This is a genomic window from Streptomyces sp. NBC_00483 (assembly GCF_036013745.1).
Taxonomy (GTDB): Bacteria; Actinomycetota; Actinomycetes; order Streptomycetales; family Streptomycetaceae; genus Streptomyces.
Genome location: NZ_CP107880.1, coordinates 2,327,970 through 2,342,097, shown reverse-complemented (window position 1 = coordinate 2,342,097; position 14,128 = coordinate 2,327,970). Strand labels below are relative to the sequence as shown.

Sequence of the window (14,128 nt, the reverse complement as noted above, 5' to 3'; positions counted from 1 at the left end):
GCCTGGTGCGTTTCCGGGGATCTTCATTAGGTTCTGGTCATGTCACCGACAGGCCTCCCCGCGCGCGTGCGCATCGGCTACGGGCTCGGCTCCCTCGCCACCGGAACCTTCGGCACGGTCCCGGGCCTGTTGCTGCTGTACTACCTGACCGACGTGCTCGGCGTCGGAGCGGGACTGGCCGGGCTGCTCGTCTTCCTGCCCAAGGCCTGGGACGTGCTGTTCAACCCGTGGGTCGGCGGTCGCTCCGACCGCAGCACCCGCTCGCGCCTCGGCCCGCGCCGCTCCTGGATGCTGCTCGGCGCGTTCACCCTGCCGGTCTGCTTCGCGGGCATGTTCGCTGCCCCCGCCGGCCTCGAAGGCGGACCCGCCGCCGCGTACGTGGCCGTCCTGTTCCTGCTCAGCGCCTCCGCGTACGCCTGCTTCCAGGTCCCGTACGTCGCCCTGCCCGCGGAACTCACGGGTGATCCGGACGAACGGGCCCGGGTCATGGCCTGGCGGGTCGCCTTCCTCGCCGTGGCCATCCTGCTGTCCGGCTCCCTCGCCCCGATCCTCGCGGGCGCCACCGGCGACGACCGGGGGAGTGCGGGCGGATACCGCCTGATGGGCGTGGTGATCGGCGGGCTGCTCGCCGTGGGCATGCTGGCCGCCGTGCTCGCCACGGCGGGAGCGCCCAGCGTTATACGTAATACGCGGGACGTCATACGTACAACGCGTGACGCCACACCAGCACCGGCGGACGTCATACGTACAACCAGCGAGTCGAGTCTGCGCGCGCAGCTGCGCGCCGCCCGGGGCAACGCGCCCTTCGGCTGGTTGTTCGGCGCGTACGTCGTGCAGGCCGCCGCGTCCGGCCTGATGCTCGCCGGTACCCAGTACTTCGCGACGTACATCCTCGGCCGGCCGAGCGCCACCACCGTGCTGTTCGCCTGCCTCATCGTGCCGTCGCTCCTCGCGATGCCCCTGTGGCTGGCCATGGGCCGCCGAACGGGCAAGCGGAACGCGGCAGTCGGGGCTTCCGTCTGCTTCCTGCTGGGGGCGCTCGGCGCCGCCGTGGGACGTGAACTGCCGACGACGCTGGTCTACGTAGCCGTGGCCGTGGCGGGCGTCGGGTATGCGGGCATGCAGATGCTGCCGCTCGCGATGCTCGGCGACGCGATCGCCGCGGACGCCTACACCAGCGGGCGGCGCAGGGCCGGAGTCTTCACCGGCCTGTGGACCGCCGGTGAGACACTCGGACTCGCCCTGGGCCCCGGCCTGTTCGGGCTCGTCCTCGCGCTGGGCGGGTTCGTCTCGTCCGATGCCACCGACCGCGTCGCGCAGCCCGGCTCGGCGCTGACCGCGATCGTCATCGGCTTCGGCGCACTGCCCGCCCTGCTGCTCGCGCTGAGCCTCCCGCTGCTGGCCAGGTACCGCCTCACCGAGTCCGAACTGATCCGCCTGCGCGCCGACTTCGACGAGTCCCTCGCGCCCGGCGAGCACCCAGAGCCCACCCAGCGAGACGAGGAGTCCGCATGACGACCGACGATCCGATCCTGGCGCGGCTGACCGCACTGCGCGCGGGCGACCTGCCGGTACACGGCGGGCGCACCATGGCGTACGTCTACGACTCCGGGCTCGAGGGCCTCGACGAACTCGCGAACGCCGCGCAGGCCGCCTTCGCCGGGGTCAACGGGCTCGACATGACGGCGTTCCCGAGCGTCGTGGAGCTGGAGAACGACCTGGTGCGGCGCGGCACCGCGCTGCTCGGCGGCAGCGCCGGCACGTTCACCAGCGGCGGCACCGAGAGCTGCCTGCTCGCCGTCCTGACCGCGCGTCAGTACGCCCGCAAGGAGCGCGGGGTGACCGAGCCCGAACTCGTGCTGCCGGAGACGGCGCACGCCGCCTTCCACAAGGCCGCCGAGCTCTTCGGCCTGCGCGTGGTGAGCGTCCCCGTCGACCCGGACACCTTCAAGGTGCGCCCGGCCGACATGGCCGCGGCGATCTCCGAGCGCACCGCCCTGGTCGTCGTCTCCGCCCCCTCGTACGCGCACGGGGTCATCGACCCGGTCGTCGAGGTGGCGCGGGAGGCGGAGCGGCGCGGGGTGCTGTGCCACGTCGACGCGTGCATCGGCGGGTGGTACCTGGGGCATCTGCGGCACGCCGCGCGACAGGGGCAGGACGTACCGGACGTCCCGGAGTTCGACCTGTCCGTCCCCGGCGTGACGTCGCTCTCCGTCGACCTGCACAAATACGCGTACACGGCGAAGGGCGCCTCGCTGCTCCTGTTCCGCGACGCGGGGCTGCGCCGCCACGGCTGGTTCGCGCACGCCGCCTGGCCCGGCTACCCCGTGGTCAACTCCACGCTCCAGGGCACCAAGTCGGCCGGGCCCCTCGCGGCGGCCTGGGCGGTGACGGAGCGCGTCGGCGCCGAGGGTTACGCGGTGCTGTCGACGCGCGTACACCGGACGACCCGCGCGCTCGCTGACGGTGTCGAACGGATCGGCGGTCTGCGGCTCGCCGCGCGGCCCGAGGCCTCCCTGATCGCCGTGGCCTCCGACGACCCGGACATCGATGTCTTCGTGGTGGCGGACGAGCTGCGGGGGAGCGGTTGGTATCTGCAGCCGCAGCCGGCGTTCGGGGCCTCGCCGGCCACGCTGCATCTGACGGTGACCGCGGCGGTCGCGCAACAGGAGACGGCGCGGATGTTGCTTGCCGAGCTGGAGAAAGCGGTGGAACGGGCCCGCGAGCTGGGGCCCGTTCGGGTGGATCCCGAGGTCGTCGAGGCCGCGGCCACGCTGGATCCGGACGCGCTGACCTCGGAGGAGGTCGAGATCGCGCTCGCGCTCGCCGGGGTGGGCGAGGGCGGCAGGCTGCCGGAGCGGATGGCTCCCGTGCTCGCGGTGCTCCAGGAGCTCCCGCCGCGACTGAGCGCGCGCCTGCTGCCCGAAGTGATCGGGCGGCTCTTCCGGACCTGAGGGACTGAGGGAACGCACCGGGGCTCGGAAACACCGGAGGGAACGCACTGGGCAGGCCCCGGAAACGCCTGAGGGGGCGGAGCCCAATCGCTCCGCCCCCTCAGGGCTGTGACGTTTCTGCGGCGCGTGGCCGGAATCAGACGTCGTCGTGCGCCACCGCGCGACGCGCGTCCGCGTCGAGCACGCCCCAGCTGATCAGCTGCTCGGTCAGGACCGAGGGCGACTGGTCGTAGATGACGGCGAGGGTGCGCAGGTCGTCCTGGCGGATCGACAGCACCTTGCCGTTGTAGTCACCGCGCTGCGACTGGATCGTGGCGGCGTAACGCTGCAGCGGGCCCGCCTTCTCCGGCGGCACGTGGGCCAGACGCTCCAGGTCGAGGCGCAGCTTCGGCGGCGGCTCGGCGGCGCCACCCGGGGTGGTGCCCGGCAACAGTTCCTGCACCGGCACGCCGTAGAAGTCCGCCAGTTCGGCGAGACGCTGCACGGTCACGGCACGGTCGCCGCGCTCGTACGACCCCACCACGACCGCCTTCCAGCGTCCCTGGGACTTCTCCTCGACACCGTGGAGGGAAAGGCCCTGCTGGGTACGGATCGCGCGGAGCTTCGCCCCGAGCTGTTTGGCGTATTCGCTGGACATATAGCTCCCCGGACACTGCATCACTAAGCGGCTGCGCCGCGTGGCTGTAACTCACTGTGAGGTTACGCAGCGTTACTTGGCCGCGTCAAGCCGAATGGTCCGTACCGACCTTCTCGTGAATTCCGCGGTCTCGCACCTCCAGGCGGGTGATCAGCGATGTTGTGGGGGCTGGTAGTGTTGACGACGCAAATCCGACGTCCTTTAAGGTCCGTCCCGTGAGGCGGAGAAGGGGGTCCGTTTCGTATGGACACACAGCAGTCCGATGCCCGGCCCGTACTCGAAGGCCCTGACATCGCGCGGGTACTGACCCGCATCGCCCACGAGATCGTCGAGCGCGCCAAGGGCGCCGAGGACGTGGTTCTCCTGGGCATCCCCACGCGAGGCGTCTTCCTCGCCCGCCGGCTGGCCGAGAAGCTCGAAGAGATCACCGGCCGCGCCATCCCCGTCGGCTCGCTCGACATCACGATGTACCGCGACGACCTGCGCATGCACCCGCCGCGCGCGCTCGCCCGCACCGAGATCCCGGGTGACGGCATCGACGGCCGCCTCGTCGTCCTCGTCGACGACGTGCTCTTCTCCGGCCGCACCATCCGCGCCGCCCTCGACGCCCTGAACGACATCGGGCGCCCGCGTGCCGTGCAGCTCGCCGTCCTCGTCGACCGCGGCCACCGCGAACTCCCCATCCGTGCCGACTACGTCGGCAAGAACCTCCCCACGTCGCTGCGGGAGACGGTCAAGGTCCAGCTCGCCGAGGAGGACGGCCGCGACGCCGTGCTGCTCGGTGCCAAGCCGGACGCCCAGGCGGCCGAGCAGTAGCACCCCTTCCTGCCGTGCGCGCGCACGCGTACGGCCCGACAGGTGTGCCCTCGCGCGCCCGTATGTCCTGAATCTCCTGAACTGCCTTACGGAGCACCCCAGATGATGCGACACCTCATCTCGGCCGCCGACCTCTCCCGCGACGATGCCGTACTCATCCTCGACACCGCCGAGGAGATGGCCCGCGTCGCCGACCGGCCCATCAAGAAGCTGCCCGCGCTGCGCGGCCGGACCATCTGCAACCTGTTCTTCGAGGACTCGACGCGTACGCGGATCTCGTTCGAGGCCGCCGAGAAGCGCCTGTCCGCCGACGTCATCAACTTCGCCGCCAAGGGGTCGAGCGTCTCCAAGGGCGAGTCCCTCAAGGACACCGCCCAGACCCTCGAGGCCATGGGCGTCGACGCCGTCGTCATCCGGCACGGCGCGTCCGGCGCCCCGTACCGGCTCGCCACCTCCGGCTGGATCGACGCGCCCGTCATCAACGCCGGTGACGGCACCCACCAGCACCCCACGCAGGCGCTGCTCGACGCCTTCACGATGCGCCGCCGCCTCATCGGTCCCGACGCCGGGATCGGCCAGGGCCTCGACGGCAAGCGCGTCACGATCGTCGGCGACGTGCTGCACAGCCGCGTCGCCCGCTCGAACGTCGACCTGCTGCACACGCTCGGCGCCGAGGTCACCGTCGTCGCGCCGCCCACCCTGGTGCCGGTCGGCGTCGAGACCTGGCCGTGCGAGGTCTCGTACGACCTGGACTCCACCCTCACCAAGTCCGACGCGGTGATGATGCTGCGCGTGCAGCGGGAGCGGATGAACGCCGCGTTCTTCCCGACCGAGCGCGAGTACTCGCGCCGCTACGGGCTGGACGGCGACCGCATGGCGCGGATGCCTGAGCACTCCATCGTGATGCACCCCGGCCCGATGGTCCGCGGCATGGAGATCACCGCCGAGGTCGCCGACTCCGACCGCTGCACGGTCATCGAGCAGGTCGCCAACGGCGTGCACACGCGGATGGCCGTCCTGTACCTGCTTCTCGGCGGCAACGAGCCCGCCGTCAGCCACACTCGCCCCACCGGTTCCGAGGAGACGAAGTAACAATGAGCAAGACCCTTATCCGTGGTGCGAAGGTGCTCGGCGGCGAGCCGCAGGACGTGCTGATCGACGGCGGCGTGATCGCCGAGGTCGGCAGCGGACTGTCCACCGAGGGCGTCGAGACCGTCGTCGAGGCCGAGGGCAAGGTCCTCCTGCCGGGCCTCGTCGACCTCCACACCCACCTGCGCGAGCCCGGCCGCGAGGACTCCGAGACCGTCCTGACCGGCACGCGGGCCGCCGCCTCCGGTGGCTACACGAACGTGTTCGCCATGGCCAACACGTTCCCGGTCGCCGACACCGCCGGCGTCGTCGAGCAGGTCTACCGGCTCGGCCAGGAGCACGGCTACTGCGACGTGCAGCCCATCGGCGCCGTCACCGTCGGCCTGGAGGGCGTCAAGCTCGCCGAGCTGGGCGCCATGCACGAGTCGGCCGCCGGCGTCACCGTCTTCTCCGACGACGGCAAGTGCGTCCACGACGCCGTGATCATGCGCCGCGCCCTGGAGTACGTGAAGGCCTTCGGCGGCGTCGTCGCCCAGCACGCGCAGGAGCCCCGCCTCACCGAGGGCGCCGAGATGAACGAGGGCACCGTCTCCGCCGAGCTCGGCCTCGGCGGCTGGCCCGCCGTCGCCGAGGAGTCGATCATCGCCCGCGACGTGCTGCTCGCCGAGCACGTCGGCTCCCGCGTGCACATCTGCCACCTGTCGACCGCCGGCTCCGTCGAGATCGTCCGCTGGGCCAAGTCCCGCGGCATCGACGTCACCGCCGAGGTCACCCCGCACCACCTCCTGCTCACCGACGAGATGGTGCGCTCGTACAACCCGGTCTACAAGGTCAACCCGCCGCTGCGTACCGAGAAGGACGTCATGGCGCTGCGCGAGGCGCTGGCCGACGGCACGATCGACATCGTCGCCACCGACCACGCCCCGCACCCGCACGAGGACAAGGACTGCGAGTGGGCCGCCGCCGCCATGGGCATGGTGGGCCTGGAGACCGCGCTCAGCGTGGTCCAGCAGACGATGGTCGAGACGGGCCTGCTCAGCTGGGCCGGGGTCGCCGACCGGATGTCCGTGAAGCCCGCCGAGATCGGACAGGCCCACGGCCATGGACGTCCCGTCTCGGCAGGTGAGCCCGCGAACCTGGTTCTCGTCGACGCCGACTACCGTGGTGACGTGGACCCCGCGGGCTTCGCCTCCCGCAGCCGCAACACCCCGTACGAGGGCCGTGAGCTGCCGGGGCGCGTCACCCACACCTGGCTGCGGGGCAAGGCCACCCTCGCCGACGGGAAGCTCGCGTGACACCTCTGCAACCACTCGCTGTCCTCGCTGCCGAACAGAAGTCGGCGGAGGTGACGGACTGGCCGAACCGGATCGGCTGGATCGTCGGACTGCTGCTCTTCATCGCGCTCGTCTACTGGCTGATGCGCCAGGGCTGGAAGTGGCGCGGCACCCTGCAGGGCGACCTGCCGCCGCTGCCCGACGCGCCTTCGGAGCAGGGCCCGGCGAAACTGGAACTGAGCGGCCGGTACCACGGCTCCACCAGCGCCGGGCAGTGGCTCGACCGCATCGTGGCGCACGGCCTCGGCACCCGCAGCCGCGTAGAGCTGACGCTCACCGACGCGGGCCTGACCGCCGTACGTCCCGGAGCGACGGACTTCTTCGTCCCCGTGGACGCGCTGCGCGAGGCCCGGCTCGACAAGGGCATCGCCGGCAAGGTCCTCACGGAGGGCGGCCTGCTGATCGTCACCTGGGCGCACGGCGACAAGCTGATCGACTCGGGATTCCGCTCCGACCACGCCGCCGAGCAGGCGGAGTGGGTCACCGCAATCAACAACATGATCAAAACGAAGATCACGACGGAAGGCACCGCACGATGACCACCTCCACCAGGGGAACTGCGAAGGTTCCCGCCGTGCTCGTCCTGGAGGACGGCCGGGTGTTCCGCGGCCGCGCCTACGGGGCCGTGGGGGAGACCTTCGGCGAGGCCGTGTTCTCCACCGGCATGACCGGCTACCAGGAGACCCTCACCGACCCGTCGTACGACCGCCAGATCGTGGTCGCGACCGCCCCGCAGATCGGCAACACGGGCTGGAACGACGAGGACGACGAGTCGAAGCGCATCTGGGTCTCCGGCTACGTCGTGCGCGACCCCGCGCGCGTGCCGTCCAACTGGCGCGCCAAGCGCAGCCTGGACGACGAGCTGGTCGCGCAGGGCATCGTCGGCATCTCCGGCATCGACACCCGCGCCCTCACCCGGCACCTGCGCGAGAGCGGCTCCATGCGCTCCGGCATCTTCTCCGGCGAGACGCTCCCGGCCGACGCCGAGCTCGTCGCGAAGGTCCAGGCGCAGCCCGCCATGAAGGGCCTGAGCCTGTACGAGGAGGTCGCCACCAAGGAGGCCTACGTCGTCCCGGCCATCGGTGAGAAGAAGTTCACCGTCGCCGCCATCGACCTCGGCATCAAGGGCATGACCCCGCACCGCATGGCCGAGCGCGGCATCGAGGTGCACGTGCTGCCGGCCACCGCGTCTCCTGAGGACGTGTACGCCGTGAATCCCGACGGCGTGTTCTTCTCCAACGGCCCGGGCGACCCGGCCACCGCCGAGGGCCCGGTCGCGCTGATGACCGCCGTCCTGGAGCGCAAGACGCCGCTGTTCGGCATCTGCTTCGGCAACCAGATCCTCGGCCGCGCCCTCGGCTTCGGCACGTTCAAGCTGAAGTACGGCCACCGCGGCATCAACCAGCCGGTGCAGGACCGCACGACCGGCAAGGTCGAGGTCACCGCCCACAACCACGGCTTCGCCGTGGACGCGCCGCTGGACAAGGTGAGCGACACCAAGTTCGGCCGTGTCGAGGTTTCCCACGTGTGCCTCAACGACGACGTCGTGGAGGGGCTCCAGCTGCTCGACCAGCCGGGCTTCTCCGTCCAGTACCACCCCGAAGCGGCGGCCGGTCCGCACGACGCCGCGTACCTGTTCGACCGCTTCACTTCTTTGATGAGCACAGTTCTGATGGAGTCCGCCCGTGCCTAAGCGCAACGACCTGAAGTCCGTACTCGTCATCGGCTCGGGCCCGATCGTCATCGGCCAGGCCGCGGAGTTCGACTACTCCGGCACCCAGGCCTGCCGGGTGCTGAAGAAGGAGGGCCTGCGGGTCATCCTGGTCAACTCCAACCCGGCGACGATCATGACCGACCCGGAGATCGCCGACGCCACGTACGTCGAGCCGATCACCCCCGAGTTCGTCGAGAAGATCATCGCCAAGGAGCGCCCCGACGCGCTCCTGCCCACCCTCGGCGGCCAGACCGCGCTCAACACCGCGATCTCGATGCACGACCAGGGCGTCCTCGAGAAGTACGGCGTCGAGCTGATCGGCGCCAACGTCGAGGCGATCAACAAGGGCGAGGACCGCGACCTCTTCAAGGGTGTCGTGGAAGAGGTCAAGAAGAAGATCGGGCACGGCGAGTCCGCCCGCTCGTACATCTGCCACTCCATGGACGACGTCCTGAAGGGCGTCGAGGAGCTCGGCGGCTACCCGGTCGTCGTCCGCCCCTCCTTCACCATGGGCGGCGCCGGCTCCGGCTTCGCGCACGACGAGGAGGAGCTGCGCCGCATCGCGGGTCAGGGCCTCACGCTCTCGCCGACCACCGAGGTGCTCCTGGAGGAGTCCATCCTCGGCTGGAAGGAGTACGAGCTGGAGCTGATGCGCGACAAGAACGACAACGTCGTGGTCGTCTGCTCCATCGAGAACTTCGACCCGATGGGCGTGCACACCGGTGACTCGATCACCGTCGCCCCGTCGATGACGCTCACCGACCGCGAGTACCAGCGGCTGCGCGACATCGGCATCGCGATCATCCGCGAGGTCGGCGTCGACACCGGCGGCTGCAACATCCAGTTCGCGATCAACCCCGACGACGGCCGCGTCATCGTCATCGAGATGAACCCGCGTGTCTCGCGCTCGTCCGCCCTCGCCTCCAAGGCCACCGGCTTCCCGATCGCGAAGATCGCCGCCAAGCTGGCCGTCGGCTACACGCTGGACGAGATCCCGAACGACATCACCGAGAAGACGCCGGCCTCCTTCGAGCCGACGCTCGACTACGTGGTCGTGAAGGCCCCGCGCTTCGCCTTCGAGAAGTTCCCGAGCGCCGACTCCACGCTGACCACGACCATGAAGTCGGTCGGCGAGGCCATGGCCATCGGCCGCAACTTCACCGAGGCGTTCCAGAAGGCGCTGCGCTCGCTGGAGAAGGCGGGCTCGCAGTTCTCCTTCGTCGGCGAGACCGGTGACAAGACCGCCCTCCTCGAAGAGGCCGTCCGCCCCACCGACGGCCGCATCAACACCGTCATGGAGGCGATCCGCGCCGGCGCCACGCCCCAGGAGATCTTCGACTACACGAAGATCGACCCGTGGTTCGTGGACCAGCTCTTCCTCATCAAGGAGGTCGCCGACGAGCTCGCGGCCGCCCCCGAGCTGACGCGTGAGCTGATCGCGGAGGCCAAGCGGCACGGCTTCTCCGACCGCCAGATCGCCGAGATCCGCGGCCTGCGCGAGGACGTCGTCCGCGAGGTCAGGCACGCCCTCGGCGTCCGCCCGGTCTACAAGACGGTCGACACCTGCGCCGCCGAGTTCGCCGCCAAGACGCCGTACTTCTACTCCTCGTACGACGAGGAGAGCGAGGTCGCGCCGCGCGAGAAGCCCGCCGTGATCATCCTCGGCTCCGGCCCGAACCGCATCGGCCAGGGCATCGAGTTCGACTACTCCTGCGTCCACGCCTCCTTCGCGCTCAGCGACGCGGGCTACGAGACCGTGATGGTCAACTGCAACCCGGAGACGGTCTCCACGGACTACGACACGTCCGACCGCCTCTACTTCGAGCCGCTGACTCTCGAGGACGTCCTGGAGATCGTCCACGCGGAGTCGCTCGCGGGCCCGATCGCGGGCGTCATCGTGCAGCTCGGCGGCCAGACCCCGCTGGGCCTCGCGCAGGCGCTCAAGGACAACGGCGTGCCCGTCGTCGGCACGCCCCCGGAGGCGATCCACGCCGCCGAGGACCGCGGCGCCTTCGGCCGCGTGCTCGCCGAGGCCGGTCTCCCGGCCCCGAAGCACGGCACCGCCACGACGTTCGCGGAAGCGAAGACGATCGCCGACGAGATCGGCTACCCGGTCCTCGTCCGCCCCTCGTACGTGCTCGGCGGCCGCGGCATGGAGATCGTCTACGACGAGGAGCGCCTCTCCTCGTACATCGAGGAGTCGACGGAGATCAGCCCCTCGCGGCCGGTCCTCGTCGACCGCTTCCTCGACGACGCGATCGAGATCGACGTCGACGCCCTGTACGACGGCGAGGAGCTCTACCTCGGCGGCGTCATGGAGCACATCGAGGAGGCCGGCATCCACTCCGGCGACTCGGCGTGCGCCCTGCCCCCGATCACCCTCGGCGGCTACGACATCAAGCGCCTGCGCGCCTCTACGGAGGGCATCGCCAAGGGCGTCGGCGTCCGCGGACTCATCAACATCCAGTTCGCCATGGCCGGGGACATCCTCTACGTCCTCGAGGCCAACCCGCGCGCCTCCCGCACGGTCCCCTTCACCTCGAAGGCGACCGCTGTGCCGCTCGCGAAGGCCGCCGCCCGCATCTCGCTGGGCGCCACCGTCGCCGAGCTGCGCGCCGAGGGCCTGCTCCCGAAGACCGGCGACGGCGGCACGCTGCCCATGGACGCGCCGATCTCCGTCAAGGAGGCCGTCATGCCGTGGTCGCGCTTCCGCGACATCCACGGCCGCGGCGTCGACACGGTCCTCGGCCCGGAGATGCGCTCCACAGGCGAGGTCATGGGCATCGACTCCGTCTTCGGCACGGCGTACGCCAAGTCGCAGGCGGGCGCCTACGGTCCGCTGCCGACGAAGGGCCGGGCGTTCATCTCCGTCGCCAACCGCGACAAGCGCTCGATGATCTTCCCGGCGCGCGAGCTGGTCGCCCACGGCTTCGAGCTGCTCGCCACGTCCGGCACCGCCGAGGTCCTCAAGCGCAACGGCATCAACGCCACGATCGTGCGCAAGCAGTCCGAGGGCGAGGGCCCGAACGGCGAGAAGACGATCGTCCAGCTGATCCACGACGGCGACGTCGACCTGATCGTCAACACCCCGTACGGCACCGGTGGCCGCCTCGACGGCTACGACATCCGTACGGCGGCGGTCTCCCGCTCCGTGCCGTGCCTGACCACGGTCCAGGCGCTCGCCGCGGCCGTCCAGGGCATCGAGGCGCTGGGCCACGGAGACGTGGGCGTGCGCTCACTGCAGGAACACGCGGAGCACCTGACGGCGGCCCGCGACTAAGGATCCAGCAGCCCAAGAGGGGGACACCAAAACGGTGTCCCCCTCTTCATGAGGCCACCGCCTCATGAGGACCTATAGGACTTCAGGCATGTACAAGCTGTTCTTCAACCTCGTCTTCAAGCGCATGGACCCCGAGAAGGCCCACTACCTGGCCTTCCGCTGGATCCGTCTCGCGGCCCGCACGCCCGTTCTGCGCACCTTCGTAGCCGCGTATCTCGCGCCGCGCCACAAGGAGCTGCGTACGGAGGCCCTGGGCCTGCGGATGCACGGTCCCTTCGGCCTCGCCGCCGGCTTCGACAAGAACGCCATCGCGATCGACGGCATGTCGATGCTGGGCTTCGACCACGTCGAGATCGGCACCGTCACGGGCGAGGCCCAGCCGGGCAACCCCAAGAAGCGCCTGTTCCGCCTTGTGCAGGACCGCGCGCTCATCAACCGCATGGGCTTCAACAACGAGGGTTCGCTGGCCGTGGCGGCCCGCCTGGCCTCCCGCAACCCGGTCTTCAGGACCACGGTCGGCGTCAACATCGGCAAGACCAAGGTCGTGCCGGAGGCCGAGGCCGCCGCCGACTACGTGAAGTCCACCGAGCGGCTCGCCGCGTTCGCCGACTACCTCGTCGTGAACGTGTCCTCGCCGAACACGCCGGGCCTGCGCAACCTCCAGGCCACCGAGGCGCTGCGGCCGCTCCTGAGCGCCGTGCGCGAGGCGGCCGACCGCACGGTCACGTCGCGCCGCGTCCCGCTCCTCGTGAAGATCGCGCCCGACCTCGCCGACGAGGACATCGACGCGGTCGCCGACCTGGCCGTCGAACTCGGCCTGGACGGCATCATCGCCACGAACACCACCATCTCCCGCGAGGGCCTCAGCACCGGCGGCGACGTCGTGAAGGAGATCGGCGGCCTGTCCGGCGCTCCCCTCAAGGAGCGCTCCCTGGAGGTCCTCAGGCGCCTGTACGCGCGCGTGGGCGACCGGATCACGCTCGTGGGCGTCGGGGGCATCGAGAACGCCGAGGACGCCTGGCGGCGCATCCTCGCCGGTGCCACGCTCATCCAGGGCTACTCGGCCTTCATCTACGAAGGCCCCTGCTACGCCCGCGCGATCCACAAGGGACTCGCCGCCCGCCTGCACAACTCCCCGTACGCCACGCTCGCCGACGCGATCGGCGCCGATGTCAGGAAGAAGGCTTCCGCATGAGTGCGATGGACCCCTTCGGCGCGCGCCTGCGCCGCGTCATGGACGAGCGCGGTCCGCTGTGCGTCGGCATCGACCCGCACGCCGCCCTGCTGTCCTCCTGGGGCCTGAACGACGACATCGGCGGCCTGGAGACCTTCACGCGCGTGTGCGTCGAGGCGCTGGCCGACACGGCCGCCGTGGTGAAGCCGCAGATGGCGTTCTTCGAGCGGTTCGGCTCGCAGGGTGTCGCGGTCCTGGAGCGGGCCGTGGCGGACCTGCGCGCCGCCGGGACCCTCGTCGTCATGGACGCCAAGCGCGGCGACATCGGCTCCACCATGGCCGCGTACGCGGAGACCTTCCTGCACAAGGACTCCCCGCTGTTCTCGGACGCCCTGACCGTCTCGCCGTACCTCGGCTACGGGTCCCTGAAGCCGGCCGTCGACCTGGCGCGCGAGTCCGGAGCGGGCCTCTTCGTGCTCGCGCTCACCTCGAACCCCGAGGGCAGCGAGGTCCAGCACGCGGTCCGCGCCGACGGCCGCAACGTAGGGGCGACGATGCTCGGGCACCTTGCCGAGGAGAACGCGGGGGAGGACCCCATGGGCTCCTTCGGAGCCGTCGTCGGCGCGACGCTCGGCGATCTGTCCTCCTACGAGCTCGACATCAACGGCCCGCTCCTCGCCCCCGGCATCGGGGCGCAGGGTGCCACGGCGGCCGATCTCCCGTCCGTGTTCGGCTCCGCCGTGCGCAATGTCGTACCGAATGTGAGCCGTGGAGTTCTCAAGGCGGGACCTTCGGTCGCCGCCCTTCGGGACGCCTCCGTGCGGTTCGCGGACGAGGTGCGCGAGGCCGTCGCGGGGGCCTGACGCGAGAGGTTTAGGGGTGGCACTCCGTGCCGACCTTGGGTTTTGCGTCTCAATCCTGTCCTGTTTAGCGGTCGATTTGTCCAGAATGTACGGCTCGACAGAGGCTGACCAGGACTTTTCGTCTGTTCTCGCTGACTCTGGCGGCCATGCCCGCTAGTCTCCGTCGAGAGTCAACGGCCAACTGCACGCCAGCGGGTTGTTCGTTGCTCACCAGGTGTGGGGCGATTAGGTTCCTCACCGGTCCGTATCCGACAGTTCGACATCCGA

At 70.3% G+C, this 14,128-nt stretch carries 11 protein-coding genes; 10 read left to right on the top strand and 1 reads right to left on the bottom strand.

Features of this window, described 5'->3' with window-relative positions; all coding sequences use genetic code 11:
- Positions 1 to 39: 39 nt before the first annotated feature.
- Both OHA73_RS10140 and OHA73_RS10135 read left to right on the top strand, forming a co-directional pair.
- Positions 40 to 1,515, top strand: coding sequence for an MFS transporter (locus OHA73_RS10140; protein WP_327654894.1), 1,476 nt, complete (start codon positions 40 to 42; stop codon positions 1,513 to 1,515).
- On the top strand, positions 1,512 to 2,954 hold the full coding sequence (locus tag OHA73_RS10135) for a pyridoxal phosphate-dependent decarboxylase family protein (RefSeq protein ID WP_327654893.1): 1,443 nt from the start codon (positions 1,512 to 1,514) through the stop codon (positions 2,952 to 2,954). Before OHA73_RS10140 ends, OHA73_RS10135 begins: the two co-directional genes overlap by 4 nt.
- Positions 2,955 to 3,090: 136 nt before the next feature.
- Here the strand turns inward: OHA73_RS10135 and bldD are convergent, their stop codons facing one another.
- Positions 3,091 to 3,591: a transcriptional regulator BldD gene (gene bldD / locus OHA73_RS10130; RefSeq protein ID WP_266721805.1), complete on the bottom strand. Its 501-nt coding sequence runs from the start codon at positions 3,589 to 3,591 to the stop codon at positions 3,091 to 3,093.
- Between the two features lie 243 nt (positions 3,592 to 3,834).
- On the opposite strand from bldD, the gene pyrR reads away from it, so the two are divergent.
- From pyrR to pyrF, 8 genes are all read left to right on the top strand, one after another.
- Positions 3,835 to 4,407: a bifunctional pyr operon transcriptional regulator/uracil phosphoribosyltransferase PyrR gene (pyrR, locus tag OHA73_RS10125; protein ID WP_266721807.1), complete on the top strand. Its 573-nt coding sequence runs from the start codon at positions 3,835 to 3,837 to the stop codon at positions 4,405 to 4,407.
- 102 nt (positions 4,408 to 4,509) lie between these two features.
- Positions 4,510 to 5,499, top strand: coding sequence for an aspartate carbamoyltransferase catalytic subunit (locus tag OHA73_RS10120; RefSeq protein ID WP_266721809.1), 990 nt, complete (start codon positions 4,510 to 4,512; stop codon positions 5,497 to 5,499).
- 2 nt (positions 5,500 to 5,501) lie between these two features.
- Entirely contained in the window at positions 5,502 to 6,791 is a 1,290-nt protein-coding gene (locus OHA73_RS10115) for a dihydroorotase (RefSeq protein WP_267071128.1), read from the top strand.
- On the top strand, positions 6,788 to 7,369 hold the full coding sequence (locus OHA73_RS10110) for a PH-like domain-containing protein (RefSeq protein WP_266721813.1): 582 nt from the start codon (positions 6,788 to 6,790) through the stop codon (positions 7,367 to 7,369). The genes OHA73_RS10115 and OHA73_RS10110 overlap by 4 nt, the downstream gene beginning before the upstream one ends.
- Positions 7,366 to 8,523: a glutamine-hydrolyzing carbamoyl-phosphate synthase small subunit gene (gene carA, locus OHA73_RS10105; protein WP_266721815.1), complete on the top strand. Its 1,158-nt coding sequence runs from the start codon at positions 7,366 to 7,368 to the stop codon at positions 8,521 to 8,523. Before OHA73_RS10110 ends, carA begins: the two co-directional genes overlap by 4 nt.
- The gene (gene carB / locus OHA73_RS10100; RefSeq protein ID WP_266721817.1) at positions 8,516 to 11,824 is read left to right on the top strand and encodes a carbamoyl-phosphate synthase large subunit; all 3,309 of its coding nucleotides are present in this window, start codon (positions 8,516 to 8,518) and stop codon (positions 11,822 to 11,824) included. The genes carA and carB overlap by 8 nt, the downstream gene beginning before the upstream one ends.
- An 88-nt stretch (positions 11,825 to 11,912) precedes the next feature.
- Entirely contained in the window at positions 11,913 to 13,019 is a 1,107-nt protein-coding gene (locus OHA73_RS10095) for a quinone-dependent dihydroorotate dehydrogenase (RefSeq protein WP_266721819.1), read from the top strand.
- Positions 13,016 to 13,861 (top strand): orotidine-5'-phosphate decarboxylase, encoded by an 846-nt coding sequence (gene pyrF / locus OHA73_RS10090; RefSeq protein WP_327654892.1) that lies wholly within the window; start codon positions 13,016 to 13,018, stop codon positions 13,859 to 13,861. The genes OHA73_RS10095 and pyrF overlap by 4 nt, the downstream gene beginning before the upstream one ends.
- Positions 13,862 to 14,128 lie beyond the last annotated feature (267 nt).

What these genes read in the sequence shown, in the direction of transcription:
- OHA73_RS10140 (WP_327654894.1), top strand. Translation starts at nt 40, where the DNA reads ATGTCACCGACAGGCCTCCCCGCGCGCGTGCGCATCGGCTACGGGCTC.
- OHA73_RS10135 (WP_327654893.1), top strand. Translation starts at nt 1,512, where the DNA reads ATGACGACCGACGATCCGATCCTGGCGCGGCTGACCGCACTGCGCGCG.
- bldD (WP_266721805.1), bottom strand. Translation starts at nt 3,591, where the DNA reads ATGTCCAGCGAATACGCCAAACAGCTCGGGGCGAAGCTCCGCGCGATC.
- pyrR (WP_266721807.1), top strand. Translation starts at nt 3,835, where the DNA reads ATGGACACACAGCAGTCCGATGCCCGGCCCGTACTCGAAGGCCCTGAC.
- OHA73_RS10120 (WP_266721809.1), top strand. Translation starts at nt 4,510, where the DNA reads ATGATGCGACACCTCATCTCGGCCGCCGACCTCTCCCGCGACGATGCC.
- OHA73_RS10115 (WP_267071128.1), top strand. Translation starts at nt 5,502, where the DNA reads ATGAGCAAGACCCTTATCCGTGGTGCGAAGGTGCTCGGCGGCGAGCCG.
- carA (WP_266721815.1), top strand. Translation starts at nt 7,366, where the DNA reads ATGACCACCTCCACCAGGGGAACTGCGAAGGTTCCCGCCGTGCTCGTC.
- OHA73_RS10095 (WP_266721819.1), top strand. Translation starts at nt 11,913, where the DNA reads ATGTACAAGCTGTTCTTCAACCTCGTCTTCAAGCGCATGGACCCCGAG.
- pyrF (WP_327654892.1), top strand. Translation starts at nt 13,016, where the DNA reads ATGAGTGCGATGGACCCCTTCGGCGCGCGCCTGCGCCGCGTCATGGAC.